20 protein-coding genes, 4 tRNA genes, 3 rRNA genes and 1 other RNA gene are annotated in these 25,417 nt (G+C 60.0%); 3 read left to right on the top strand and 25 right to left on the bottom strand.

The window, feature by feature from the left end; translation table 11 throughout:
• The first annotated feature begins 77 nt into the window (after nucleotides 1-77).
• From AADV58_RS05890 to AADV58_RS05880, 3 genes are all read left to right on the top strand, one after another.
• Nucleotides 78-152 (top strand) — tRNA-Arg (locus AADV58_RS05890).
• A 24-nt stretch (nucleotides 153-176) separates the two neighbouring features.
• Entirely contained in the window at nucleotides 177-944 is a 768-nt protein-coding gene (locus AADV58_RS05885) for a fused MFS/spermidine synthase (RefSeq protein ID WP_341744303.1), read from the top strand.
• Between the two features lie 133 nt (nucleotides 945-1,077).
• Complete coding sequence (locus tag AADV58_RS05880; RefSeq protein WP_298396861.1) at nucleotides 1,078-1,338, top strand: hypothetical protein; 261 nt, start codon at nucleotides 1,078-1,080, stop codon at nucleotides 1,336-1,338.
• A gap of 50 nt (nucleotides 1,339-1,388) precedes the next feature.
• Here the strand turns inward: AADV58_RS05880 and AADV58_RS05875 are convergent, their stop codons facing one another.
• The 25 genes from AADV58_RS05875 to AADV58_RS05755 all read right to left on the bottom strand — a co-directional run bounded on the left by AADV58_RS05875 (nucleotide 1,389) and on the right by AADV58_RS05755 (nucleotide 25,417).
• Nucleotides 1,389-2,189 carry an ABC transporter ATP-binding protein gene (locus tag AADV58_RS05875; RefSeq protein ID WP_211226448.1) on the bottom strand — a complete coding sequence of 267 codons (801 nt, stop codon included), beginning with the start codon at nucleotides 2,187-2,189 and terminating at the stop codon, nucleotides 1,389-1,391.
• 14 nt (nucleotides 2,190-2,203) lie between these two features.
• Entirely contained in the window at nucleotides 2,204-3,142 is a 939-nt protein-coding gene (gene ntrB, locus AADV58_RS05870; RefSeq protein WP_245580581.1) for a nitrate ABC transporter permease, read from the bottom strand.
• 19 nt (nucleotides 3,143-3,161) lie between these two features.
• Complete coding sequence (locus tag AADV58_RS05865; protein WP_245580582.1) at nucleotides 3,162-4,343, bottom strand: CmpA/NrtA family ABC transporter substrate-binding protein; 1,182 nt, start codon at nucleotides 4,341-4,343, stop codon at nucleotides 3,162-3,164.
• A gap of 379 nt (nucleotides 4,344-4,722) precedes the next feature.
• The gene (locus AADV58_RS05860) at nucleotides 4,723-5,298 is read right to left on the bottom strand and encodes an ANTAR domain-containing response regulator (RefSeq protein ID WP_028996245.1); all 576 of its coding nucleotides are present in this window, start codon (nucleotides 5,296-5,298) and stop codon (nucleotides 4,723-4,725) included.
• A gap of 8 nt (nucleotides 5,299-5,306) precedes the next feature.
• Complete coding sequence (locus tag AADV58_RS05855) at nucleotides 5,307-5,687, bottom strand: CbiX/SirB N-terminal domain-containing protein (RefSeq protein WP_341744302.1); 381 nt, start codon at nucleotides 5,685-5,687, stop codon at nucleotides 5,307-5,309.
• An 80-nt stretch (nucleotides 5,688-5,767) separates the two neighbouring features.
• Entirely contained in the window at nucleotides 5,768-6,079 is a 312-nt protein-coding gene (nirD, locus tag AADV58_RS05850; RefSeq protein ID WP_028996247.1) for a nitrite reductase small subunit NirD, read from the bottom strand.
• A 20-nt stretch (nucleotides 6,080-6,099) separates the two neighbouring features.
• Nucleotides 6,100-8,544: a nitrite reductase large subunit NirB gene (nirB, locus tag AADV58_RS05845; RefSeq protein ID WP_281981736.1), complete on the bottom strand. Its 2,445-nt coding sequence runs from the start codon at nucleotides 8,542-8,544 to the stop codon at nucleotides 6,100-6,102.
• Nucleotides 8,545-8,774: 230 nt separating this feature from the next.
• Nucleotides 8,775-9,764 carry a DNA-binding protein YbiB gene (gene ybiB, locus AADV58_RS05840; protein WP_028996249.1) on the bottom strand — a complete coding sequence of 330 codons (990 nt, stop codon included), beginning with the start codon at nucleotides 9,762-9,764 and terminating at the stop codon, nucleotides 8,775-8,777.
• Nucleotides 9,765-9,784: 20 nt separating this feature from the next.
• On the bottom strand, nucleotides 9,785-12,508 hold the full coding sequence (locus AADV58_RS05835; RefSeq protein WP_341744301.1) for a molybdopterin-dependent oxidoreductase: 2,724 nt from the start codon (nucleotides 12,506-12,508) through the stop codon (nucleotides 9,785-9,787).
• Between the two features lie 128 nt (nucleotides 12,509-12,636).
• Entirely contained in the window at nucleotides 12,637-13,068 is a 432-nt protein-coding gene (locus tag AADV58_RS05830; RefSeq protein WP_028996251.1) for a ClpXP protease specificity-enhancing factor, read from the bottom strand.
• A gap of 1 nt (nucleotide 13,069) precedes the next feature.
• Entirely contained in the window at nucleotides 13,070-13,666 is a 597-nt protein-coding gene (locus AADV58_RS05825; protein WP_028996252.1) for a glutathione S-transferase N-terminal domain-containing protein, read from the bottom strand.
• A gap of 83 nt (nucleotides 13,667-13,749) precedes the next feature.
• Nucleotides 13,750-14,469 (bottom strand): cytochrome c1, encoded by a 720-nt coding sequence (locus AADV58_RS05820; protein ID WP_028996253.1) that lies wholly within the window; start codon nucleotides 14,467-14,469, stop codon nucleotides 13,750-13,752.
• Between the two features lie 13 nt (nucleotides 14,470-14,482).
• Nucleotides 14,483-15,781 carry a cytochrome b gene (locus AADV58_RS05815; protein ID WP_028996254.1) on the bottom strand — a complete coding sequence of 433 codons (1,299 nt, stop codon included), beginning with the start codon at nucleotides 15,779-15,781 and terminating at the stop codon, nucleotides 14,483-14,485.
• Between the two features lie 2 nt (nucleotides 15,782-15,783).
• Nucleotides 15,784-16,383, bottom strand: coding sequence for a ubiquinol-cytochrome c reductase iron-sulfur subunit (gene petA / locus AADV58_RS05810; RefSeq protein ID WP_028996255.1), 600 nt, complete (start codon nucleotides 16,381-16,383; stop codon nucleotides 15,784-15,786).
• 89 nt (nucleotides 16,384-16,472) lie between these two features.
• On the bottom strand, nucleotides 16,473-17,075 hold the full coding sequence (gene recR, locus AADV58_RS05805) for a recombination mediator RecR (RefSeq protein WP_028996256.1): 603 nt from the start codon (nucleotides 17,073-17,075) through the stop codon (nucleotides 16,473-16,475).
• Between the two features lies 1 nt (nucleotide 17,076).
• Nucleotides 17,077-17,397 carry a YbaB/EbfC family nucleoid-associated protein gene (locus AADV58_RS05800; RefSeq protein ID WP_424243841.1) on the bottom strand — a complete coding sequence of 107 codons (321 nt, stop codon included), beginning with the start codon at nucleotides 17,395-17,397 and terminating at the stop codon, nucleotides 17,077-17,079.
• 14 nt (nucleotides 17,398-17,411) lie between these two features.
• Entirely contained in the window at nucleotides 17,412-19,028 is a 1,617-nt protein-coding gene (gene dnaX / locus AADV58_RS05795) for a DNA polymerase III subunit gamma/tau (protein WP_341744300.1), read from the bottom strand.
• A gap of 26 nt (nucleotides 19,029-19,054) precedes the next feature.
• Nucleotides 19,055-19,153, bottom strand: an RNA gene (gene ffs, locus AADV58_RS05790) — signal recognition particle sRNA small type.
• A gap of 126 nt (nucleotides 19,154-19,279) precedes the next feature.
• Nucleotides 19,280-19,392: ribosomal RNA gene (gene rrf / locus AADV58_RS05785) — 5S ribosomal RNA — on the bottom strand.
• A gap of 104 nt (nucleotides 19,393-19,496) precedes the next feature.
• Nucleotides 19,497-22,378, bottom strand: a 23S ribosomal RNA gene (locus AADV58_RS05780).
• Nucleotides 22,379-22,586: 208 nt separating this feature from the next.
• Nucleotides 22,587-22,662, bottom strand: a tRNA-Ala gene (locus AADV58_RS05775).
• Nucleotides 22,663-22,672: 10 nt separating this feature from the next.
• A tRNA-Ile gene (locus AADV58_RS05770) sits at nucleotides 22,673-22,749 on the bottom strand.
• Between the two features lie 59 nt (nucleotides 22,750-22,808).
• A 16S ribosomal RNA gene (locus tag AADV58_RS05765) occupies nucleotides 22,809-24,346 on the bottom strand.
• Together the 16S, 23S and 5S rRNA genes with 3 tRNA genes alongside form the textbook arrangement of a ribosomal RNA operon.
• 306 nt (nucleotides 24,347-24,652) lie before the next feature.
• Nucleotides 24,653-24,729, bottom strand: a tRNA-Met gene (locus tag AADV58_RS05760).
• A 70-nt stretch (nucleotides 24,730-24,799) separates the two neighbouring features.
• The gene (locus AADV58_RS05755) at nucleotides 24,800-25,417 is read right to left on the bottom strand and encodes an AAA family ATPase (RefSeq protein ID WP_028993494.1); all 618 of its coding nucleotides are present in this window, start codon (nucleotides 25,415-25,417) and stop codon (nucleotides 24,800-24,802) included.

Raw genomic sequence — 25,417 nt, 5'->3', positions numbered from 1 at the left:
TGCCTTCGGCAGCCGGTACAATTCGCCCCGGCACTCCCTGCGTCGGCGCGAAGCAGGTAAAATCCCGCCGCCTCAGCGTCCCCGTAGTTAAATGGATATAACCGGGTCCTCCTAAGACTCAATTAGAGGTTCGATTCCTCTCGGGGACGCCACGCCAACCACCCACGGAATCCAGCATGCCGCGCTCAGCCCCCCGCCACGCCATCGACATCAGCGAGGAAGACGGCGTCCGCTACCTGCATTTCGGCTCGGACTGGGTACAGGGCGCAATGCGCATCGCCCGCCCCTGGTCGCTGGAACTCGACTACACCCGGGAAATGATGGCGGGTTTGTTGCTGCGCCCGCCCGGGCGCTGGCCGCGCAGTGCGCTGCTGATCGGGCTCGGGGCAGGTTCGCTGGCCAAGTTCCTGTATCGGTACTACCCGGATTGCCGGATCACCGTGGTCGAGATCAATCCGCAGGTCGAGTTCATCGCCCGTCAGTACTTCAAGCTGCCCGACGACCCGTTGCGCCTCGACGTGCAGATTGGCTGCGGCGCCGATTACCTGCAGCAGGGCAAGCGTAGCTTCGACCTGATCCTGTCCGACGGCTTCGACGCCGGCGGTCGCCCCGGCATGCTCGACACCCCGGCGTTCTACCAGTCGGCGCAGGCCCGGTTGAGCGACAGCGGCCTGTTCTGCGTCAACCTGCTACGCGAAAAAGGCTTCAAGCGCAGCGTCGAGCGCATCGCGGAAGCCTTTCTCGGTCACTGCCACGTTTTCCCGTCCAGCCCCAGCGGCAACACCATTGTTTTTGGCCGGGGCAACCAGTCGGTCGAGGTCGGCCTGGAGGTGCTGGAAAGCCGGGCCGAAGCCCTGCGGCAGCGGACCAAACTCAAGCTGCAGCCCACCGTCAGCCGCCTGCAGGAAGCCGGCATCAGCAACGAGGCGCCGCTCGTCTTCTGAGGCCCAGCCTTGTTTTTACGGCCGACCGTGCTATAAATGAAGTAATCCCCCACCGATAACAACGACAAGGCGGACAGAACAAAGACAAACCGACTGATGCCAAAACGACACCAGAGGAGTCCCTATGCTGTCCATGCAAGATTTGATCGACTATTGCGATCTCGACCGTGGTGAGATCGAAGCCATCGCCGAACACGAACACCTGCCGATGGCCATTGCCGCCGAACTCAGCGAAGTGCTGGTGTGCAGCCCGGAAGGGGTCTGCCAGCTGCACGCGATGATCATCGAGAACATGCAGCACGCGCTCGAGGCCGGGCAGAACCAGCGCGTGCTCGACCTGATGCAGACCTACGAGCACCTGCAACGAACGCATCCCCTGCCGACGCGCCATTGAAAACGGCCCGTCAGCTTGCGCTGCGGGCCGCCATCGGAAAGTCAGGCTGATCAGGCGGCCTGCTTCTCGACGTGCGCCTGCTTCTCGTAGAGGAACTCGAGCACGGCAGCACGGCAATCGATGTAGGCCGGATCGTGCGCCAGTTCCAGGCGGGCGCGCGGGCGCGGCAGATTGACCTCGAGAATCTCGCCGATGGTCGCCGCCGGGCCGTTGGTCATCATCACGATGCGGTCGGAGAGCAGTACCGCCTCATCGACATCGTGCGTGACCATGACCACGGTTGCCTGTGTCTTCTCGCAGATCTTCATCAACTCGTCCTGCAGCTTGGCCCGGGTCAGCGCATCGAGGGCGCCGAAGGGCTCGTCCATGAGCAGCACTTTCGGCTCCATCGACAGCGCCCGGGCGATGCCGACACGCTGCTTCATGCCGCCCGAGATTTCATGCGGGTACTTGTGCGCGGCATGGGCCAGCCCGACCAGTTCGATCGCCGCCTGGGTGCGTGCCTTGAGCTTGGCCTTGCCTTCCTTCTGGCTGAACACGCGCTCGACGGCCAGATAGATGTTCTCGAAGCAGGTCAGCCAGGGCAGCAGGCTGTGGTTCTGGAAGACCACCGCCCGTTCCGGGCCGGGACCGGCGATTTCCCGCCCATCGCAGAGCAGCACGCCGGTGGTCGGCTTGGTCAGGCCGGCAATCAGGTTGAGCAGGGTCGATTTGCCGCAGCCGGAGTGGCCGATCAGCGCGACGAACTCGCCTTGCTTCAGGGTCAGGTCGATGTCGCGCAGGGCGACGAACTTGCCTTTTTTCGTGTCGAAGGTCTGACCGACATTTTCGATTTGTACGAATTTTTCCATGATCTTGACTCCGCTCAGGACGATTCTTTGGTCAGCTTCTTGGCCAGCAGGATCAGCGCCTGTTCTAGGATCAGGCCGACGATGCCGATGATGAAGATGGCGATGATGATGTGTTCGACCTTCAGGTTGTTCCACTCGTCCCACACCCAGAAACCGATACCGACGCCACCGGTGAGCATTTCCGCGGCGACGATGACCAGCCAGGCGGTGCCGATCGACAGGCGGATGCCGGTGAGCATGTAAGGCAGCACGGCCGGGAACAGTATCTTGGTGACCACCTTCCACTCGGAGAGATCGAGCACGCGGGCGACGTTGAGGTAATCCTGCGGCACCCGCTGCACACCCTGGGCGGTATTCATGATCATCGGCCAGATCGAGCAGATGAAGATGGTCCAGGTCGCCGCCGGATCGGCCTTCTGGAACACCAGCAGACCGATCGGCAGCCAGGCCAGCGGCGACACCGGACGCAGCAGGCTGATGATCGGGTTGATCATTGCCGACAGGAAGGCAAAACGGCCGAGCATGAAACCGAGCGGGATGCCGACCAGCGCCGCCAGGCCGAAGCCGAGACCGACGCGTTCGAGCGAGGCAAGCACATTCCAGCCGATGCCCTGGTCGTTCGGACCGTTGTTGTAGAAGGGATCGGCGAAAAGTTCCGCCGCTGCCTGCCAGACGACGACCGGTCCGGGGATGGAACCGCCCTTGAGCGTTGCCACGTACCAGATGCCGACCAGCAGCAAGACCCCGAGCACCGGCGGCAAGACCGCCCGCATGGCATTCGACAGCATCTCGCCGAAGGGGTTGGCAGGGGCGGCCGCAGCCGCCTGGGTTGCAGGATTGGCGTGTGTTTCCATCGTCTTTTCCTTGACCGGCTTGACCGGCACAGTCTCTGTTTCGGGCTTGGCCGGCAGTTCGCCGGCAAATTCACCGCGCATCGTCAGGGTGGTACTCATCCCGATCTCCTTCGCTCACTCAAGCTTTGACCTTGAAGCCATCGGCATACTTGGCCGGGTTCGAACCGTCCCAGACCACGCCGTCGATCAGCTTGGACGAACGCAGCGGGCTCTTCGGCACGCTGACGCCCAGCTTGGATGCTGCCTGGGCGTAAAGCTCGGTCTGGTTGATCTTCTTGGCCACACCGAGGTAATCCGGGTGATCCTTGAGCAGGCCCCAGCGCTTGTGCTGGGTCAGGAACCACATGCCGTCAGACAGGTAGGGATAGTTCACCGCGCCGTCGTTGAAGAACTTCATGTGATTGGGATCGTCCCAGGTCTTGCCCAGGCCGTTCTGGTAGCGACCGAGGATGCGCTGGTTGATCGCATCGACACTGGTGTTCACATAGGCGCGCTGGGCGATGACTTCGGCCATCTTCATCTTGTTGCTGATGCTGGCATCGATCCAGCGGCTGGCTTCAAGAATGGCCATGATCACGGCGCGACAGGTGTTCGGGTTCTTCTGGACGAATTCGGCGGTACAGCCGAGGATTTTTTCCGGGTGATCCTTCCACACGTCCTGGGTGGTCGCTGCGGTGATGCCGATACCGTCCATGATCGCGCGGTGGTTCCACGGTTCGCCGACACAGAAGCCGTCCATGTTGCCAACGCGCATGTTGGCCACCATCTGCGGCGGCGGGACGACGATGGCCTTGGCATCCTTCATCGGGTTGATGCCGCCGGAAGCCAGCCAGTAGTACAGCCACATGGCGTGGGTGCCGGTCGGGAAGGTCTGGGCAAAGGTGTATTCGCGCGGTTCCTTCTTCATCAGCGCGGCCAGGCTGGCAACGTCGGTCGCGCCCTTGTCGGCCAGCGCCTTGGATAGGGTCAGCGCCTGGCCGTTGTTGTTCAGCGTCATCAGGTTGGCCATATCCTTCTTCGGCCCGCCGATGCCCAGATGCACACCGTAGATCAGGCCGTAGAGCACGTGCGCCATGTCCAGTTCGCCATTGACCAGCTTGTCGCGGACGCCAGCCCAGGAGGCTTCCTTGGTCGGGATGATCTTGATGCCGTACTTCTCGTCGAACTTGTTGACCGCCGCCATGACCACCGAAGCGCAATCGGTCAGCGGGATGAAGCCAATGCGGATTTCCTTCTTTTCGGGGGCATCCGAGCCGGCAGCCCAGGCTGCGCTACGGACACCGGGGGGAACCATGGACATGAGGGATGCTCCCAGGGCGGCAGTGACGAAATCGCGACGCTTGGTCGAGACAGGAGAGGATTCTTGGGCTGCGGCAGCCGGCTTTTTATCTTCCATTGCATTGACTCCAGATGGCTAAAAATAAAAAAGGCGTCGCATCCTTGCTGCACGGGGCAGCGAGGATGGACGCCATTGTCCTGGAACCGGAACACCCGGTTCGTGCCCGGCCGCCTTTGACCGTGCTATGCCTTCCTTAACGCAACGGCCGTGCCAGGTCTAAGAAAAACAGACAAGCCTTTGAATAACATGGATAAATTGAAGAAAGCCGGGAATTCGCTGGAAAAACCACATGCACTGTTGCAGTGCAACACCCGGCGAATCTGCACAAAAAGAGGCGGAATCAGAGCAGGACGCGCGCCATGTCGATGACGTCCTTGGCCACCTTGGACATGCTCTGGCCGCGCTCCATCGCCAGCTTGCGCATGGCGTGATAGGCCGCCTCTTCGTCCAGATCGCGAGCCTTCATCAGGATGCCCTTGGCCTTGTCGACCAGCTTGCGGTCGGACAACTTGCGCGAAATCTCGTCGAGTTCGCGGCGCATCGCCTGCGTATCCTCGAAGCGGACGCGGGCGACATCGACTATCGGTTTGATCCGCTTCGGGTCCAGACCATCGACGATATAGGCCGAAACCCCGGCCTTGACGGCATCGCGGATCGCGCTCTGACCGTCTTCCTGGGTAAAGATGACGACCGGACGCGGCATGTTCTTATGCACCACGGCGAGGTTTTCGAGCGTATCGCGGCTGGGACTTTCGGTGTCGATCAGGATCACATCCGGCTGCAACTTCTCGACCTCGGCCGTCAGGTTGGCCGAATCGGCCAGAATGGCCGCCACCTGATAACCGGCGAGCGCCAGCCCGGCGCAGATTTCCGCCGCCCGGCTACGGGATTCATCAATGACCAGTACGCTTAACATGCCCGGAATCAAGCAAGCGCTGCGCCAGCTTTGCGGAGTGCGGCCTCGGCCATCGCCTGGACGACACTTTCCTCCTCGCCGATGGCGCGGTCGAGCACGAACTCGACCGTCGGCCAGCGCGCCTGCATGGCGGCCAGCATTTCCGGGACTTCGCGTTTGAGATGCCCACCCTGGGCAATGAACATCGGCAGCACCACCACCTTGCGGGCGCCGCCAGCAATGGCCTCCGCGGCACAAGTCGGCAGGTCCGGGGTCATGAATTCGAGAAAGGCCAGTTCGACCGACATCGCCGGCGCGGTAGAACGGATTGCCGCCTGCACGCGGCGCATCGGCGCCGCCCATTCCGGATCGCGGGCACCGTGGGCAAAAAGGATGATGGCTGTAGTCATGGCTTTCACTTTAGCGCAAATAGAAAACGGCGGCTGTCCGCCCGAAGGCGTATTGACAGCCGCCGTCCGCTTTGGTGCGATCAGATTGCCAGCCAGACCTCGCCGTTTTCCAGCTTGACGTCGAAACGGTCACAGCCACCGACATCCGGCGCCACCGCCTGGCCGTCGGCCAGGCCGATATTCCAGCCGTGCAGCGGACAGGTCACGCGCTCGCCATGGACCAGGCCTTGCGACAGCGGTCCGCCCTTGTGCGGGCATTTGTCGTGCAGCGCGAAGACCTTGTCGTCGCTGGTGCGGAAAATGGCGATGTCGCCGCCCTTGGGGGGGCGGACAATGCGCGAACCCAGTGCCGGGATGTCTTCCAGTTTGCAGATCAGTTTCCAGTGGCTCATTTCAGTTCCTTTCGTCTGCTTCAGGCAGCGACCGTGATCGGGATGAATTGCTTGACCGGCTGCGCCTCACGCGAGGTCGACCAGGGGTCCTTGGCGTCCTTCAAGGCAGCGACCAGTCCCGCGTACAGCGTGCGCCGGCCGTCCTCGTCCTCGACGATGCGTCCCTTGACGTAATCGAGGCCGACGCGGTCCAGCCAGTGGCAGGTGCGCTCCAGGTACCAGGCTTCCTGGCGGTAGAGTTCGAGGAAGGCCCCGGAATATTCCATGACCTCCTCGTCCGACTTCACCTTGCACAGGAACTGGGCAACTTCGGTCTTGATCCCGCCGTTGCCGCCAACGTAAAGCTCGTAGCCGGAATCGACACCGATCACGCCAACGTCCTTGATGCCGGCTTCGGCACAGTTGCGCGGGCAGCCGGAGACGGCCAGCTTGACCTTGTGCGGGGCGTACATGTCGAACAGCATCTTTTCCAGCTTGACGCCCATGTCCATCGCCAGTTGCGTGCCGAAGCGGCAGTGTTCGGCGCCGACGCAGGTCTTCACGGTGCGGATCGACTTGCCGTAGGCGTGGCCGGAAACCATGCCGGCAGCGTTGAGGTCGGCCCACACGGCGGGGAGATCCTCCTTCTTGATGCCGAGCAGGTCGATGCGCTGGCCGCCGGTGACCTTCACCGTCGGCACCTGGTATTTCTCGGCGACATCGGCGATCGCGCGCAGCTCGGCCGGCGTCGTCAGGCCGCCCCACATCCGCGGCACCACCGAATAGGTGCCGTCCTTCTGGATGTTGGCGTGCGAGCGCTCGTTGATCAGCCGCGACTGCGGGTCATCCTTGGCTTCGTGCGGCCAGGTCGAGATCAGGTAATAGTTGATCGCCGGCCGGCACTTCTCGCAGCCGTTCGGCGTCGTCCAGCCGAGTTCGGCGAACACGGCTTCCTTGGTGGTCAGGTGTTCGTTGCGGATGGCTTCGCGCACCTTCTGGTGCGAATGCTCGGTACAACCGCAGATCGGTTTCTTGTCCGAGGCGGCCGGCGTATAGGCGCCGCCGATGGTCGAGGCCAGGATCTGCTCGACCAGCCCGGCGCAGGAACCGCAGGACGACGCGGCCTTGGTGTGCTTCTTGACCTCGTCGAGCGTAAACAACCCCTGCTCCTTGATCGCCTTGACGATGGTTCCCTTGGTCACCCCGTTGCAGCCACAGACCTCGGCGCTGTCGGCCATGGAAGCGGCCTTGCTGTTGCCGGCGTGGCCGACGTCGCCGACCAGGCTCTGGCCGAAGATCAGCGAGTCGCGGATGTCATGGATGTCGCGGGCGTCCTTGAGCAACTGGAAATACCACGGGCCATCGGCGGTGTCGCCGTACATGACGCCGCCGACCAGCTTGTTGTCCTTGATCACCAGCTTCTTGTAGACGCCGCCGTGCGGGTCGTTGAGAACGATTTCCTCGGTATCCTTGCCGCCCATGAAGTCGCCGGCCGAGAACAGGTCGATGCCGGTGACCTTGAGTTTGGTCGAAGTTACCGAACCGGTGTAGCGGCCGATGCCGTAGCCGGCGAGATGGTTGGCGGCGACCTTGGCCTGCTCGAACAGCGGCGCCACCAGGCCGTAAGCGATGCCACGATGGCTGACGCATTCGCCGACGGCGTAGATCTTCGGGTCGTAGGTCTGCATGGTGTCGTTCACCACGATGCCACGGTTGCAATAGATGCCCGATTTTTCGGCCAACGCGTAGTTCGGGCGGATGCCAGCGGCCATCACGACGAGGTCGGCCGGAATCTGCATGCCGTCCTTGAAGCGCACCGCGGCGACACGCCCGCTCTCGCCTTGAACGAGCATTTCGGTCTGCTTCTGCAGCAGGAATTTCAGGCCCTTGTCTTCCAGCGACTGTTGCAGCATGCGGCCGGCCGTCTCGTCGAGCTGGCGTTCGAGCAGCCACGGGCCGATATGCACAACGGTCACGTCCATGCCGCGCAGCTTCAGGCCGTTGGCGGCTTCCAGGCCGAGCAGGCCGCCACCGATGACGACCGCGTGCTTATGCACTTTGGCGGTGGCGATCATTTCGTCGGTGTCCTTGATGTCGCGGTAACCGATGACACCGGGCAGGTCGTTGCCGGGAATCGGCAGCATGAAGGGCGTTGAGCCGGTAGCGATGAGCAGGCGGTCGTAGGGCGCTTCGCTGCCGTCGTCGGCGATCACCTTGCGGCGGACGCGGTCGATGGCGACGACCTGCTTGCCGGTGTGCAGCGTGATGCCATTGCTGGCATACCAGTCGAGTTCGTTGAGGACGATTTCCGGCACCGTCATCTCGCCGGCCAGGACCGGTGACAGCAGGATGCGGTTGTAGTTGGGGTGGGGTTCGGCGCCGAAGATCGTGATCTCGTAGTGATCCGGGGCGATCTTCAGCAGTTCTTCAATGGTGCGGACACCGGCCATGCCGTTGCCGATCAGTACCAGACGGGGTTTGCTCATGATGACGGGGCTCCAACGTTGCGCGCACCTTGCGGTGCAAAGATGTTTCAGCGCATGACGTCGTTGCCATCGGACCGCCCCCGTTGGCGGTGGATTCGCTGCTTTGCCGGGCTTGTTGCAATCCGCGTGCCAGCGGACCAAATCATTGATTAAACAGGATTTACATGAAGCCGCGTGCGATACGATGCACCATTAACGTGCCCATCTGACCAGCACAGTGCATGCAGCGCTCAGTTGCCACCCATCAACAGCCCGGTCGCCTCGACCGCGACGATGGCCTTGGCCTGGTTGAGGTCGTCGACATAACCGCTGGCAAACAGCAGGCAGGCCAACTGGTTGGCAATCGGCTTGGGCAGCGGCACCTGCTTTTCCAGCACCCGCCGCGTCCACCGCGCGGTGCTCACCGCATCGCAGGCTTCGGGCAGGTTGGGCAGGCCGCGCAGGCTGTCGTGCTCGGCTTCGAACAAGGTATCGACGCTGCCGTTACGGACATATTCGAGACGCGGCCGGCGCTTCGGATTGGCCACCGGCTCGCCTTCGGTACCGCGCAGCAACAAGCCGCGCTGCCCGCGCTCGACAAGGATGTCGCGCATCAGCGTGATGAAATCGGGATGCGTCGCCGGCGCCACCAGCACCGCCTCGCCACGGAAGGGATTGAGCAGCTTGACCAGGCTGTGCGCACTGTTGCGCACGCCCATCCGGGCGCGCAGGGAGAGCATGTTGTGCAGGCCGGGCGCCAGCGCGGTCAGCGGCAGGAAAGCCAGACCCTTTTCTTCCAGCGTCTGCTGCGCCTGTTGCGCCGACATCACCGGCATGTGGCCGAGCTCACGCAGGATCTGCGCACTGGTCACCCGACCATAGCCTTCGATCAGACCATGGACCAGCACCGGCACGCCGAAGCGCTGCAGCAGCAAGGCCAGCAGCGGGGTCAGGTTGGCTTCCTTGCGCGCGCCGTTGTAACTGGGCAGCACCACCGGGCGCACCCGGCCGTGCGGCATGTCGAGGCGATTCATGCGCTCGTCGATGGCGGCCAGGAAGCCGAGCATCTCGTCGCTGGACTCGCCCTTGACGCGCAGGGCGATCAGGATCGCTCCGAGTTCCAGGTCGGGAACGCCGCCGTCGAGCATCGCTGCGTAGACCTGGCGTGCCTCTTCCGGCGACAGATCGCGCGATCCCTGGGCACCGCGTCCGATTTCCTTGATGTATTGAGCGTAACTCACGGGTCTCCTCCGTTCGGGCCTCAGGCGGCCTCTGGATGTTGTTGTGGCTGCCGGGTCAGCAGGCGCTTGATGTCCGGCATGCAGCCGCCACAGAAGGTGCCGCATTTGAGCGTATCCTGCAAGGCGGCCAGGTCGGCACCGCCGGCAACGGCGGAAATGATCTGATCGTCGCTGACGTCAGCACATTTGCAGACGATCTGGCGCGGCGCCAGCGATGCGGGGGGTGCCGCCGTCGGCGCCAGGGCAAAGCGCAGCAGGCTGGCATCCAGTTCGCCTTCCGCCATCGCCTGACGCAGCCAGTTCAGTGCCTGGGTTTCGCCAGCCAGACGGACGCCGAGCAATTGCCCGTCGAGGGCCACGGCTTTCTTGGCGATATGGCGCCGGGCATCGCTGAAGACGATGGCGCCAGTATCGCCTGTCAGACCGAAAGTGGCATCGATGGTTTGCAACAAGGCGGCCGGCATCGGTGCCGCCGTCGCCGCCCGGAAGACGACCAGCGGACTGGCCCGACCATAGAGCGAAGCGGTGGCATAGGGAAATTCGTCGAACAGGCTGCGCGCCAGTTCGAGCTGACGCAAGGCATCGTCCAGATCCGTACAACGGCGGATCACGGCCAACGGATACTCCAGGCCGCTCTTGGCGACTTCGACCGTGGTGTGCTTGAGTTCCGGCTGCTGCGACCAGGGATCGACGGCGTCGCCAAGCAGCGCGTTGGCGCCGGCCCCGTTCATGAACCGGTTGCCCCAGTGCATTGGCAGCCAGGTCCGGCCGCGCACCAAGCCGCTGCCGGCAGCAACACGCACGACAATTTCGCCGCGACGGTTGAACAGGCGAACCAGATCGCCATCCTCAAGCTGGCGATGGCGCATGTCGCAGGGATGCATCTGCAGCAGAGGTTCATCTTCCAGATTGAACAGGCGCGGCACGATTCCGGTCCGGCTCATGCCGTGCCATTGGTCGCGCATGCGCCCGGACAACAGGCTGAGCGGATAAGTCTTGTCAGCCTGTTCGGCAGTCGCTTGATGCTGGACGCTGACAAAACGTGCCCGGCCGTTGGCAGTCGGGAAACGCCCATCGGCATAAAGGCGCGCCCGCCCGGCCGTCGCCCCTTGCGGAAACGGCCACTGCTGCGGCCCCTGCTGTTCGAGCAAGGCATAGCTCAGACCGGTGATGTCGAGATCGCGACCGGCGGTCGACGCGCGATGTTCATTGAAGATTTCCTCGACACTGGCGTAAGGGAAAAGACGATCGACGGCCGCGTGATCGAGCTTGCGCCCCAGGCGCCGCGCGAAGTCGACGACGATCTGCCAGTCATGGCGCGCTTCGCCAGTCGGCGGTACGGCCGCCTGGACACGCGTGATGCGGCGCTCGGAGTTGGTCACCGTGCCGTGCTTTTCGCCCCAGCCGGTTGCCGGCAGCAACAGGTCGGCATAGGCGGCGGTATCGGTATCGGCAAAGCATTCCTGGAGCACGACGAATTCGGCATTGGCCAGTCCGGCACGAACCGCCGCCTGATGCGGCAGGGATTGTGCGGGATTGGTGCAGGCGATCCAGACCGCCTTGATCTCGCCGCTGGCCAGCGCCTTGAACAGGTCGACCGCAGCCTTGCCGGGCTTTGCCGGCACTTCCGGGATTCCCCACAAGGCCGCCACCTCGGCGCGATGCTGCGGATTCGCCAGGTCACGATGCGCCGACAGCAGATTGGCCAGCCCGCCGACCTCGCGACCGCCCATGGCATTCGGCTGGCCGGTCAGCGAGAAGGGGCCGGCACCGGCCTTGCCGATCTGGCCGCAAGCCAGGTGCAACTGGATCAGCGCGGCATTGTTGTGCGTACCGTGCGCCGACTGGTTGAGCCCCTGGCAGTAAAGCGACAACGCCGGCCCCCGGGTGGCAAACCAGCGCGCCGCGCGCACGATGTCGCTGGCTGGAATCCCGCACAATTCGGCGACCCGCATCGGGGTGTATTCGGCGACGATGGCGGCCTGTTCGGCAAAACCCTCGGTATGTTCGGCAATATAGGTCTCGTCGATCAGTCCTTCGCCGATCATCACATGCAACATGCCATTAAATAGCGCGATGTCGCTGCCCGGCTTGATCGGCAGATGGAGATCGGCAATGGCCGCGCTTTCGGTGCGGCGCGGATCGACGACGATGACCTTCAGGTCCGGATTGGCCACCCGCGCATCCTCGATGCGGCGAAAGACGATGGGATGAGCAATGGCCGGATTGGCGCCGGCGATCAGGATGACCCCGGCCTGGTCAATGTCGTCGTAACAACTCGGCGGCGCATCGGCACCCAGCGTCTGCTTGTAGCCGGCCACGGCCGATGACATGCACAACCGCGAATTGGTATCGACGTTGTTGGTCCCGATCAGGCCCTTGGCCAGCTTGTTGAAAACGTAGTAGTCCTCGGTCATCAACTGACCGGAGATATAGAAGGCGACCGCATCGGGGCCGTGCGTCCGGATGATTTGCGCAAAACGCTCGCTGGCATGTTCCAGGGCATCGTCCCAGGCCACCCCCTGCGCCGGCTCTCCGCGCGCCGGACGCAAGGCCGGGTGCACCAGACGATTGGCGGTACCTGCCGTCAGGTGCAGGGATGCGCCCTTGGTGCACAAACGACCAAGGTTGGCCGGATGTTCCGGATCGCCGCGCACGCTGGTGATGACACCGCCTTCCGCACGGATCAACACGCCGCAACCGACGCCGCAGTAACAACAAGTGGATTTGACTTCCTGGCTCATGATCTTCCTTCCGGTCGAGCATTGAGCAACAGGCATGCCACCCATAAAAATCAAGGAGTTGCCATAAAAAAAGGGAAAACCCGATTCCGGTTCTCCCATTTTTGGTGCATCCCGGGGATGCCGTGTCCCTATTTGACGCGTTGCAGCTTGGGCCGCCCGCCTTCGGGGTGTGACGGCGATGGCGGCTCGTCATCGGGGACTTCGTCCATCGGTACGGCTTCTTCGTTCTCGTCGAAAGGCAGGGTCTCGTCGCCGGTTTCAAAAGCCATGCCGGCCCCGTTCTCCCGCGCATAGATTGCCGATATCTGGCCCACCGGCACCGACAGCTCCCGGGCCACGCCACCGAAGCGGGCCTGGAACTCGATCAGTTCGTTACCCATCTGCAACTTGTTGGTTGCATCCGGGCCGAGATTGAGCACGATCTGACCATCGCGGACGAACTCACGCGGCACCTGGGTGCGCGCATCGACCTGGACCGCGATGTAGGGCGTAAAGCCGTTATCGCAGCACCACTCCCAGATGGCGCGCAGCAAGTAGGGCTTGGTGGACGGCAGTTCCATCTTACTTGCGCATGGCCTTTTCGGACGGCGTCAGCGCGTCGATGAAGCCCTGACGGCTGAAGATGCGCTCGGCGTACTTCATCAGCGGTGCCGCAGCCTTGCCGAGGTCGATGCCGTAGTGGTCGAGACGCCACAGCAGCGGGGCGATGGCGACGTCAAGCATGGAGAACTCATCACCCAGCATGAACTTCTGCTTGTTGAAGATGGGCACGATCTCGGTCAGACGCGCCTTGATTTCCTGGCGGGCCTTGTCGGCGGTCTTGCCGTTCTTCTCGATGATTTCCATGTGCGAGAAGATCTCGCGCTCCATGCCGATCAGCAACTGGCGGGCACGCGCACGCATGATCGGGTCGGCCGGCATCAGCTGCGGATGCGGGAAACGCTCGTCGATGTATTCGTTGATGATGTTCGGTTCGAACAGCACCAGATCACGTTCGGCCAGCACCGGCACGCGGCCGTGCGGATTGATCGCGGCCATTTCGTCGGCCTTGGAGAACAGATCGACGTCGATTACCTGAAAGTCCATGCCCTTTTCGAACAGGACGATGCGGCAACGGTGACTGAAGGGGCAGGTCGTGCCCGAGTAGAGGTTCATCATGTTTAGCAACCCTCAAAATGAGATTCGGCACCGGGGGCAGACCGAAGTCTAACCCACGATGCCGTCAGCCGATCCGGGAAGGATCAGTGAATGTCTTTCCAGTATTCCTTCTTCAGGGCGTAAGCCACCACGAAGAGCAGCGCCAGGAAGGCCAGCACGAAAATGCCGAGCGTCTTGCGGTACTCCTGTTGCGGTTCGCCCATCCAGACCATGAATCCGACCAGGTCGGAAACTGCCTTGTCGAACTCCGCCGGGCTCATCTTGCCGGGAACGGCCAGTTCGAGCTTGTGCGTTTCATGGTTCATCACCTGGGTACCCTGCAGTTCCCACAGCACGTGCGGCATGCCGACAGCTTCGAAGGCAACGTTGTTCCAGCCGGTCGGACGCTTTTCGTCCTGATAGAAAGTACGCAGATAGGTGTACAACCAGTCGGCACCAGCACCCGGATTACCCAATTCGCCACGGGCACGAGCGATGATGGTCAGATCCGGCGGCATCGCGCCGAACCACAGCTTCTGCTCGTCATGACGGGCAGCAACCATCATCAGGTCACCGATCTTGTCGCTGGTGAACATCAGGTTTTCCTTGACCTGTTGTTCGGTTAGGCCAAGATCCATCAGGTTCTTGTAGCGCATGTAGGAAGCGCCATGACAGTTCATACAGTAATTGACGAACAGCTTGGCACCATTCTGCAGTGCGGCCTTGTCGCTCACCGAACCGGGCCACTTGTCGAGCGGCACGTTGGCACCGGCCGCAAAAGCCAGAACCGGTGCGAAGAGCAATGCGATCAGAAATTTTTTCATTTTATGCACCCTCTCACTTCGTGACACGTTCGGGAACCGGCTTGAACTTGTCCATCCGGGACCACCACGGCATGGCGAGGAAGAAACCGAAATAGAACACCGTACAGATCTGCGAGATCAGTTCGCCCATCGCGGACGGCGACTGGGTACCCAGATAACCTAGGATGAGGAAGCAGATCACGAACAGGGTGATCATCACCTTGGTGATCGGGCCGCGATAGCGGATCGAACGTACCGGGCTACGATCGAGCCACGGCAGGAAGGCGAAGATCACGACCGAGGCGCCCATGGCGACCACACCCCAGAACTTGGCATCAAGACCGAAGAAGTTCCAGACGATGGCACGCAGGATCGAGTAGTACGGGGTGAAGTACCAGACCGGCGCGATATGCGGCGGCGTCTTAAGCGGATCGGCCGGATAGAAGTTCGGCGTTTCCAGGAACAGGCCGCCACCTTCCGGCGCGAAGAACATGATCGCGCTGAAAGCCATCAGGAAGACGACCACGCCTACGATGTCCTTGACCGTGTAGTACGGATGGAACGGAATGCCGTCGAGCGGAATGCCCTTCTCGTCCTTCTTTTCCTTGATGTCGATACCGTCCGGGTTGTTCGAGCCGGTTTCGTGCAGCGCCAGAATGTGCGCGGCAACCAGACCGATCAGCACCAGCGGGAAGGCGATCACGTGGAAGGAGAAGAAGCGGTTCAGGGTCGCATCGCCAACGACGAAGTCGCCGCGGATCAGGATCGACAGATCGTTACCGACCACAGGAATGGCACCGAACAGGTTCACGATCACCTGGGCACCCCAGTACGACATCTGCCCCCACGGGAGCAGGTAACCGAAGAAGGCTTCGCCCATCAGCACCAGGAAGATGCCGACGCCGAACAGCCAGGTCAGCTCGCGCGGCTTGCGGTACGAACCGTAGATCAGGCCACGGAACATGTGCAGATAGACCACGATGAAGAAGGCCGAGGCACCGGTCGAGTGCATGTAGCGGATCAGCCAGCCACCCGGCACGTCGCGCATGATGTATTCGACCGAGGCGAAGGCGACCGGCACACCGGCGGCGTTCAGCGAGGCATCCGGCTTGTAGTGCATGACCAGGAAGATGCCGGTGACGATCTGGATGACCAGAACCAGCAGGGCCAGCGAGCCGAAGAAATACCAGAAGTTGAAGTTCTTCGGTGCGTAGTATTCGGAAAGGTGACCCTTCCACATCGAGGTTGCCGGGAAACGGGCATCAACCCATTCCAGCACGTTGCCGGCCAGCGAGCCGTCCGACTTGTACTTTTCGAAATTTCCACCAGCCATGGTCATGCCCCCTTCTTGTCTTCGCCGATCAGGATACGGGTATCAGCCAGATACACGTGCGGCGGCACTTCGAGATTGGTCGGTGCAGGCTTCGCCTTGAACACGCGGCCGGCGAAGTCGAATGTCGAACCGTGGCAGGGGCACAGGAAGCCGCCGAGCCAGTCGCCAGCCATGCCTTCTTCGGCACCGGCCTTGAACTTCGAAGTCGGCGAGCAACCCAGGTGGGTACAGATGCCGACGACGACCAGCAGGTTTTCCTTGATCGAACGGGTCGGGTTGGCAGCGTAATCGGGCTGCTGCGACTTCACTTCTGAATTCGGGTCGGCCATCTGATCGGCCAGCTTGGGCAGCGTTTCGAGCATTTCCGGGGTCCGGTTGATGATCCAGACCGGCTTGCCACGCCATTCGACGGTCATCATCTGACCGGCTTCCAGCTTGCTGATATCGACTTCGACCGGTGCGCCTGCTGCCTTGGCACGTTCGGACGGAAGCAAACTGGACACGAACGGCACGAGCGCGGCAACCGCGCCCACACCGCCCACGGCTGCGGTTGCGACGACTAGACGCCGCCGGCCGCAGTCCACTTTCCCTTGATTGCTCATAACGCTGACCCCTGAAGGAATTGAATGGGTTTAAAAACAAACGCTAAATTATACGCCAATGGAACCCCCGATAAAAGCCGCTGTCGCAATCAGGATGAACCAAGAAGCTTGCGTTCGCGCAAAGCCTGCGCCAGCGTTCCGGCGTCGACGTACTCAAGTTCGCCGCCGACGGGCACCCCGCGAGCGATCCGGGTGACATTGATATCGCGCGCCTTGAGCATGGCCATGATGTAATGCGCCGTTGCTTCGCCTTCGTTGGTGTAGTTGGTCGCCAGGATGACTTCACGCACCAGGCCATCACTGGCCCGGGCCAGCAAACGTTCCAGGGCAAGGTCGCGCGGGCCGATGCCATCCATGGGCGAAATCCTGCCCATCAGGACGTAATAAAGCCCCTGATAAGCCTGGGTCTGCTCCATCATGTTCATGTCGACCGGCGTCTCGACCACGCAAAGCAGACTGGGATCGCGCCGTGGCGAAGCACAGCGCTCGCAGATATCGAGCTCGGTGAATGTATTGCAGCGCTGACAATGGCGAATCGCCTGCAGGGCATGCTGGATCGCATCACCCAGCCGGGCGGCCCCAGCCCGGTCATGCTGCATCAGGTGATAGGCCAGCCGCTGGGCCGACTTGGGGCCGATCCCCGGCAGACAGCGCAGGGCCTCGATCAGGGCCTCAAGTCCACTGGGATTCACGTCAGAACGGCAGCTTGAAACCCGGCGGCAGATTCATGCCGGCGGTGAAGCCGGACATCTTTTCCTGGCTCAGTGCTTCGCCCTTGCGCGCAGCGTCGTTCATCGCGGCCGCGATCAGGTCTTCTAGCATCTCACGGTCGTCCATGACTGAAGGATCGATGGAAACGCGGCGCACATCATGCGCGCAGGTCATCACCACCTTGACCATGCCGGCACCGGCCTGACCTTCGACTTCAGTATGCGCCAGTTGCTCCTGCGCCTTCTTCATGTTTTCCTGCATCATCTGGGCCTGCTTCATCAGGCCGCCCAAACCGCCCTTAATCATGTGCTGCTCCGTCAATCAATGGGTTTAATGGAAGATTTCACAATCGAAGCGTCCAGTGAGGAAATCGCCTCCTGAACGAACATGTCCTGTTCAATAGCCGCCTCTGCGTCGGCCTGACGCGCCTGCCGCTGCCGCCCCGCCTGTTCGGCCGGCGTCTCCGACGAAGGATCACCAAGTTCGATTTTCAGCACTAGTGGCCGACCAAAGTATTCACTCAAGGCCTGCTGCAAACGCTCAGGCGACGGCTTAATCTGCAGGTGCCCCTTCGTCGAGGGCAAGCGCAACAGACAACGCCCTTCCTCGAGTGCCCGCAATTCGCAATTCAGCGCCAACTCCTTGGCCAGGCCACTCAGCGCCAGACGGGCCACCGTGGCATTCCAGTCATCGCCAGCATCTTCCGCGAACGACTTCGCCGCGGGCGCGGCTCGCTCGGCAGCCGCTGCCGGCGGCGTCACTGCAGCCACCGGTGCCTTGGGCACGGGTGCCGCCGACACAGCAGTCGGACGCGGTGTTGCACGAACCGTATCCAGCATTTCCGGCACGCCGCGCGGCCGGAAAGCATGCAGGCGTAACAGGGTCATCAGGAACCCGGCATGCTCGTCCGGCGCCAGGCCCAGTTCGGCGCGACCGAGATTGACGATCTGGTAGGCCAACTGAACAAACTCGGGCGACAGCATGCGCGCCAGCAGCGTAATGCGCTCGCGATCCGGATCCTCGTCATCGACCGCCTCAGGTACGCATTGCGCCACCTGGATACGCGTCAACAATGCGGCGAGTTCCTGCAGCGCACTGGCAAAGGAGAGGCTGCGCACCGCCAGCGTCGACGCGACCTGCAGCAAAGCCGAGGCATTACCTTCGTGCAGCGCTTCCAGTATCGAAAACAGATGATCCTGGTCGACGCTACCCAACATGACCCGGACCTGTGACTCGTCCACCCGCCCGGCACCATGCGCAATGGCCTGGTCGAGCAGGGACAGCGAATCACGCATGCTACCGCCGGCCGAACGGGCAATCAGGGCCAAGGCCCCTTGATCGAACGGGATGTCCTCGGCTTGCAGGATGTTCGCCAGATGACCGGAGATGGCCGGTGCCGGCATCTGCTTGAGGTTGAACTGCAGACAGCGCGACAGGACGGTCACCGGAATCTTCTGTGGATCCGTCGTCGCCAGAATGAACTTGACGTGCTCCGGCGGTTCCTCCAGCGTCTTCAGCATGGCATTGAACGCCGACGTCGACAGCATGTGCACTTCGTCGATCACGTAAACCTTGAAACGGCCACGCGTCGGTGCGTAGATTGCGTTCTCGAGCAACTGACGCATTTCATCGACACGGGTATTGGTTGCCGCATCGACTTCCAGCAGATCGACGAAACGTCCGGCATCGATTTCCTGGCAGGCCGAGCACTTGCCGCAAGGCGTGGCGGTGATGCCGGTTTCGCAATTCAGGGATTTGGCCAGGATGCGCGCAATGGTGGTCTTGCCGACCCCGCGCGTACCGGTGAACAAGTACGCATGATGTAGCCGCTGTTCGGACAATGCATGCGTCAACGCCCGAACCACATGTTCCTGGCCGACGAGTGTCGAAAAATTGCGCGGTCGCCACTTGCGGGCGAGAACCTGGTAACTCATGCGCCCCACACCAAAGCAAAAATGAAAGTGGCGAGCCTAACCCCCGGCACTTGCAGTTAATGGCTGTGGCTGCTTCCTTCCGGACCTGACCAGGTTCACCACACTACAATGCGGGGAGACCCGCCGGTGCGAATTCTAGCACAGAGCGCCTTTCCCGCCCCGAGGATCGACAACTAAATTCCCCGTGGTTTCGTCGTTCAAGAACGCAAAAACCCCCTCAGTGTTTTCTGAGGGGGTTTTGGTATTGGGTAGCCTGGCGGTGACCTACTTTCGCGAGCGGAAGCTCACTATCATTGGCGCTCATCTGTTTCACGGTCCTGTTCGGGAAGGGAAGGGGTGGGTCCAGAAGGCTATTGCCGCCAAGCGTAACTTGTATGTTCGTCGCGGGTTGAGTCGCGCCGAACGCAAAATGGTAGAAGGTTGATGTTGTGACTGCGGTATGAGTTTGCTGCAGTGTTACAAGGTTATAGGATCAAGCCGCACGGGCAATTAGTATCAGTTAGCTTAACGCATTACTGCGCTTCCACACCTGACCTATCAACGTCGTGGTCTTCGACGACCCTTTAGGGAGTTCAAGACTCCGGGAAATCTTATCTTAAGGCGAGTTTCACGCTTAGATGCTTTCAGCGTTTATCTCTTCCGAACATAGCTACCCGGCGATACGACTGGCGTCATAACCGGTACACCAGAGGTTCGTCCACTCCGGTCCTCTCGTACTAGGAGCAGCCCCCTTCAAATTTCCAGCGCCCACGGCAGATAGGGACCAAACTGTCTCACGACGTTTTAAACCCAGCTCACGTACCTCTTTAAATGGCGAACAGCCATACCCTTGGGACCGGCTACAGCCCCAGGATGAGATGAGCCGACATCGAGGTGCCAAACACCGCCGTCGATATGAACTCTTGGGCGGTATCAGCCTGTTATCCCCAGAGTACCTTTTATCCGTTGAGCGATGGCCCTTCCATACAGAACCACCGGATCACTATGACCTGCTTTCGCACCTGCTCGACTTGTGGGTCTCGCAGTCAAGCACGCTTTTGCCATTGCACTTTATGGGCGATGTCCGACCGCCCTAAGCGTACCTTCGTACTCCTCCGTTACCTTTTGGGAGGAGACCGCCCCAGTCAAACTGCCTACCATGCACGGTCCCCGATCAGGATTCACTGATCAAGGTTAGAACCTCAAACAAATCAGGGTGGTATTTCAAGGACGACTCCACCGAAACTAGCGTTCCGGTTTCACAGTCTCCCACCTATCCTACACAAACCGGTTCAAAGTCCAATGCAAAGCTGCAGTAAAGGTTCATGGGGTCTTTCCGTCTTGCCGCGGGGAGATTGCATCTTCACAAACATTTCAACTTCGCTGAGTCTCAGGAGGAGACAGTGTGGCCATCGTTACGCCATTCGTGCAGGTCGGAACTTACCCGACAAGGAATTTCGCTACCTTAGGACCGTTATAGTTACGGCCGCCGTTTACTGGGACTTCGATCAAGGGCTTGCACCCCATCAATTAATCTTCCAGCACCGGGCAGGCGTCACACCCTATACGTCCACTTTCGTGTTTGCAGAGTGCTGTGTTTTTATTAAACAGTCGCAGCCACCATTTCACTGCAACCCCATCGGCCTTCGAGAGTAAATCTCTACAACCTACCGGGGCACACCTTCTCCCGAAGTTACGGTGTCAATTTGCCGAGTTCCTTCTCCTGAGTTCTCTCAAGCGCCTTAGAATTTTCATCCTGCCCACCTGTGTCGGTTTGCGGTACGGTCGAATCTAGACTGAAGCTTAGTGGCTTTTCCTGGAAGCATGGTATCAATCACTTCAGCACCGTAGTGCCTCGTCGTCACGCCTCAGCTTAGCCCCCCGGATTTGCCTAAGGGGCACGCCTACACGCTTAAACCAACTATTCCAACAGTTGGCTGACCTAACCTTCTCCGTCCCCACATCGCATCTAGAATCGGTACAGGAATATTGACCTGTTTCCCATCGACTACGCTTTTCAGCCTCGCCTTAGGGGCCGACTCACCCTACGCCGATGAACGTTGCGTAGGAAACCTTGGGCTTTCGGCGAGGGAGCTTTTCACTCCCTTTATCGCTACTCATGTCAGCATTCGCACTTCTGATATCTCCAGCATCCTTTACAAGACACCTTCACAGACCTACAGAACGCTCCCCTACCATATCCTTACGGATATCCGCAGCTTCGGTGCATGGTTTGAGCCCCGTTACATCTTCCGCGCAGGACGACTCGACTAGTGAGCTATTACGCTTTCTTTAAAGGGTGGCTGCTTCTAAGCCAACCTCCTAGCTGTCTATGCCTTCCCACTTCGTTTCCCACTTAACCATGTCTTGGGGACCTTAGCTGGCGGTCTGGGTTGTTTCCCTCTTGACAATGGACGTTAGCACCCACTGTCTGTCTGCCTTGCTCGCACTTGACGGTATTCAGAGTTTGCCATGGTTTGGTAAGTCGCGATGACCCCCTAGCCATAACAGTGCTTTACCCCCGTCAGTGATACAAGACGCACTACCTAAATAGTTTTCGGGGAGAACCAGCTATTTCCAAGTTTGTTTAGCCTTTCACCCCTATCCACAGCTCATCCCCTAACTTTTCAACGTTAGTGGGTTCGGACCTCCAGTACCTGTTACGGCACCTTCATCCTGGCCATGGATAGATCACTTGGTTTCGGGTCTACGCCGTGCTACTCAACGCCCTTATCAGACTCGCTTTCGCTACGCCTTCCCTATTCGGTTAAGCTCGCAACACAACGTAAGTCGCTGACCCATTATACAAAAGGTACGCAGTCACCCCACAAGGAGGCTCCCACTGTTTGTATGCATGCGGTTTCAGGTTCTATTTCACTCCCCTCCCGGGGTTCTTTTCGCCTTTCCCTCACGGTACTGGTTCACTATCGGTCGATCACGAGTATTTAGCCTTGGAGGATGGTCCCCCCATGTTCAGACAAGGTTTCACGTGCCCCGCCCTACTTTTCGCTAACTTAGTACCACGGATCTGTTTTCGAGTACGGGGCTATCACCCACTACGGCCGGACTTTCCATTCCGTTCTTCTAACAGTTCCGCTATCACTAGCAGGCTCTTCCCCATTCGCTCGCCACTACTAGGGGAATCTCGGTTGATTTCTTTTCCTCCGGCTACTTAGATGTTTCAGTTCGCCGGGTTCGCCTCGCTTACCTATGTATTCAGTAAGCGATACCTCAAAGAGGTGGGTTTCCCCATTCGGATATCGGGGGATCAAAGCTTCATTGCCAGCTCCCCCCCGCTTTTCGCAGGCTTGCACGTCCTTCATCGCCTGTGATCGCCAAGGCATCCACCACATGCACTTAGTCGCTTGATCCTATAACCTTGTGTTCTCTTTCGAGAACGGCTACAGGCAAACTCATATTTGTGCTGTCTCATTTCGGCTAGAAATGAGAACAGATGCAATCACAACGTGTATCAGCAGCTCATCACTGCGATACACAACCTTCTTCCATTTTGTTAAAGAACGTAGCAATTGGTTGCCCAAAAGCCAAAGATAAACATCGCTGCTTATCTTTAGGTTTTGGTGGAGGATGACGGGATCGAACCGACGACCCCCTGCTTGCAAAGCAGGTGCTCTCCCAGCTGAGCTAATCCCCCGTGGTGACGTTGGTGGGTCTGGTTGGAATCGAACCAACGACCCCCGCCTTATCAAGACGGTGCTCTAACCGACTGAGCTACAGACCCTCGTCTGTTTGCTACTTCTGAACAACCGATAGGTTGTGGGTGCCAGGATGCTTCTCTAGAAAGGAGGTGATCCAGCCGCAGGTTCCCCTACGGCTACCTTGTTACGACTTCACCCCAGTCACGAACCCCGCCGTGGTAAGCGCCCTCCTTGCGGTTAGGCTACCCACTTCTGGCGGAACCCGCTCCCATGGTGTGACGGGCGGTGTGTACAAGACCCGGGAACGTATTCACCGCGACATGCTGATCCGCGATTACTAGCGATTCCGACTTCATGCAGGCGAGTTGCAGCCTACAATCCGGACTACGATCGGCTTTCTGGGATTGGCTCCACCTCGCGGCTTGGCAACCCTCTGTACCGACCATTGTATGACGTGTGAAGCCCTACCCATAAGGGCCATGAGGACTTGACGTCATCCCCACCTTCCTCCGGTTTGTCACCGGCAGTCTCGTTAAAGTGCCCAACCAAATGATGGCAATTAACGACAAGGGTTGCGCTCGTTGCGGGACTTAACCCAACATCTCACGACACGAGCTGACGACAGCCATGCAGCACCTGTGTCCAGGCTCCCTTTCGGGCACCAAGCCATCTCTGGCAAGTTCCTGGCATGTCAAGGGTAGGTAAGGTTTTTCGCGTTGCATCGAATTAATCCACATCATCCACCGCTTGTGCGGGTCCCCGTCAATTCCTTTGAGTTTTAACCTTGCGGCCGTACTCCCCAGGCGGTCAACTTCACGCGTTAGCTCCGTTACTAAAAGGTTTTACCCTCCCAACAACTAGTTGACATCGTTTAGGGCGTGGACTACCAGGGTATCTAATCCTGTTTGCTCCCCACGCTTTCGTGCATGAGCGTCAGTATTGGCCCAGGGGGCTGCCTTCGCCATCGGTGTTCCTCCACATCTCTACGCATTTCACTGCTACACGTGGAATTCCACCCCCCTCTGCCATACTCTAGTCTTCCAGTCATAAGCGCAGTTCCCAGGTTGAGCCCGGGGATTTCACGCCTATCTTAAAAAACCGCCTGCGCACGCTTTACGCCCAGTAATTCCGATTAACGCTCGCACCCTACGTATTACCGCGGCTGCTGGCACGTAGTTAGCCGGTGCTTCTTATTCCGGTACCGTCATCCACGCTGGGTATTAGCCAACGCGATTTCTTCCCGGCCGAAAGAGCTTTACAACCCGAAGGCCTTCTTCACTCACGCGGCATGGCTGGATCAGGGTTGCCCCCATTGTCCAAAATTCCCCACTGCTGCCTCCCGTAGGAGTCTGGACCGTGTCTCAGTTCCAGTGTGGCGGATCATCCTCTCAGACCCGCTACAGATCGTCGCCTTGGTAGGCCTTTACCCCACCAACTAGCTAATCTGACATCGGCCGCTCCGGGAGCACAAGGTCCGAAGATCCCCTGCTTTCCTGCGCACAGAATATGCGGTATTAGCTATCCTTTCGGATAGTTATCCCCCACTCCCGGGTACGTTCCGATGCATTACTCACCCGTTCGCCACTCGCCACCAGACCGAAGCCCGTGCTGCCGTTCGACTTGCATGTGTAAGGCATGCCGCCAGCGTTCAATCTGAGCCAGGATCAAACTCTTCAGTTCAATCCAACAAACTCGCAAATTCACTGACGGTAGATTTCTCTACCTCGATGGATCTCTCCATCTTATTTAGTGCGTTTGCCTTAATACATTTCGTGGCCGAAACCACTGCATCAAGACACCCACACCTATCGGTTGTCCAAACTTTTAAAGAGCATCGCCGCGCCAAATCAATCCATCAATTCGTCTGCAGCAGAGAAGCGAGATTATGTAACACTTCCTCACCTCCGTCAAGCACTTCAGCAAAATTTCTTTCACCTCACTGCTTCACTACATTCTCTGACTTCCGCTTACACCAACAACCTTCGCTGGTTGCGGGGGCAGGATTTGAACCTGCGACCTTCGGGTTATGAGCCCGACGAGCTGCCAGACTGCTCCACCCCGCGTCCGTCAGAGAGGCCGAATTATGCAGAGCTTCCGCCCCCTCGTCAACCCCTCGAAGCAAATTAATGGAATTTAATTCTCCAGCCACTCCAGCAGGGTTCTCCACTGTTCGACGTCCTTCTTATTGCGCGCCCGCGGCGGATCGAAGACTGTCGCCCCGGCAGCGGCTGCATTGACGTAGTTCTGTGTATTCCGGAGATAGGCAACGATGGGCAGGTCGAAATGTTTGAGGAACTCTTCCAGCATTGCCGCCGCCCTGGTGCGCGGATCAACACGCATCGCGACAATTGCGACCTTGGCGCGCTGGCCGCGGATTTCGCTACGAATGGAGTTGAGAAAGTCTTCCGTGGCCGCCATATCGAAGACCGAAGGCACCAGCGGAACAACGACTCGATCGACGGCGCGAATGTAATCGGTGAGTTTGTATCCCTGCAGCCCAGCCGGCGCATCGACAACGACCCAGTCGGCTTCGCGCGGCAGACTCAGGGATATCTGATTGCCGCCATAGTAGCCAGTCACCGCCGGCAGCGAGGGATCGCGAAAAGCCATCCAGCGCAATGCCGATTGCTGCCGGTCGAGATCACACAGCGTTGTCACCTTGCCCTGATTGGCAAAATGACCGGAGAGATTCGTCGCCAAGGTGGTCTTACCCGCCCCACCCTTGGGATTTGCCACGAGAACAGCCCGCAT

The sequence above is a fragment of the Azonexus hydrophilus genome (assembly GCF_038368255.1).
In the GTDB taxonomy this organism is placed as follows: Bacteria; Pseudomonadota; Gammaproteobacteria; order Burkholderiales; family Rhodocyclaceae; genus Azonexus; species Azonexus hydrophilus.
Note: the sequence above shows the minus strand (reverse complement) of the source record. Positions and strands in the feature narration are given on the sequence as shown.

What these genes read in the sequence shown, in the direction of transcription:
- AADV58_RS05885 (WP_341744303.1), top strand. Translation starts at nt 177, where the DNA reads ATGCCGCGCTCAGCCCCCCGCCACGCCATCGACATCAGCGAGGAAGAC.
- AADV58_RS05880 (WP_298396861.1), top strand. Translation starts at nt 1,078, where the DNA reads ATGCAAGATTTGATCGACTATTGCGATCTCGACCGTGGTGAGATCGAA.
- AADV58_RS05875 (WP_211226448.1), bottom strand. Translation starts at nt 2,189, where the DNA reads ATGGAAAAATTCGTACAAATCGAAAATGTCGGTCAGACCTTCGACACG.
- ntrB (WP_245580581.1), bottom strand. Translation starts at nt 3,142, where the DNA reads ATGAGTACCACCCTGACGATGCGCGGTGAATTTGCCGGCGAACTGCCG.
- AADV58_RS05865 (WP_245580582.1), bottom strand. Translation starts at nt 4,343, where the DNA reads ATGTCCATGGTTCCCCCCGGTGTCCGTAGCGCAGCCTGGGCTGCCGGC.
- AADV58_RS05860 (WP_028996245.1), bottom strand. Translation starts at nt 5,298, where the DNA reads ATGTTAAGCGTACTGGTCATTGATGAATCCCGTAGCCGGGCGGCGGAA.
- AADV58_RS05855 (WP_341744302.1), bottom strand. Translation starts at nt 5,687, where the DNA reads ATGACTACAGCCATCATCCTTTTTGCCCACGGTGCCCGCGATCCGGAA.
- nirD (WP_028996247.1), bottom strand. Translation starts at nt 6,079, where the DNA reads ATGAGCCACTGGAAACTGATCTGCAAACTGGAAGACATCCCGGCACTG.
- nirB (WP_281981736.1), bottom strand. Translation starts at nt 8,544, where the DNA reads ATGAGCAAACCCCGTCTGGTACTGATCGGCAACGGCATGGCCGGTGTC.
- AADV58_RS05835 (WP_341744301.1), bottom strand. Translation starts at nt 12,508, where the DNA reads ATGAGCCAGGAAGTCAAATCCACTTGTTGTTACTGCGGCGTCGGTTGC.
- AADV58_RS05830 (WP_028996251.1), bottom strand. Translation starts at nt 13,068, where the DNA reads ATGGAACTGCCGTCCACCAAGCCCTACTTGCTGCGCGCCATCTGGGAG.
- AADV58_RS05825 (WP_028996252.1), bottom strand. Translation starts at nt 13,666, where the DNA reads ATGATGAACCTCTACTCGGGCACGACCTGCCCCTTCAGTCACCGTTGC.
- AADV58_RS05820 (WP_028996253.1), bottom strand. Translation starts at nt 14,469, where the DNA reads ATGAAAAAATTTCTGATCGCATTGCTCTTCGCACCGGTTCTGGCTTTT.
- AADV58_RS05815 (WP_028996254.1), bottom strand. Translation starts at nt 15,781, where the DNA reads ATGGCTGGTGGAAATTTCGAAAAGTACAAGTCGGACGGCTCGCTGGCC.
- petA (WP_028996255.1), bottom strand. Translation starts at nt 16,383, where the DNA reads ATGAGCAATCAAGGGAAAGTGGACTGCGGCCGGCGGCGTCTAGTCGTC.
- dnaX (WP_341744300.1), bottom strand. Translation starts at nt 19,028, where the DNA reads ATGAGTTACCAGGTTCTCGCCCGCAAGTGGCGACCGCGCAATTTTTCG.
- AADV58_RS05755 (WP_028993494.1), bottom strand. Translation starts at nt 25,417, where the DNA reads ATGCGGGCTGTTCTCGTGGCAAATCCCAAGGGTGGGGCGGGTAAGACC.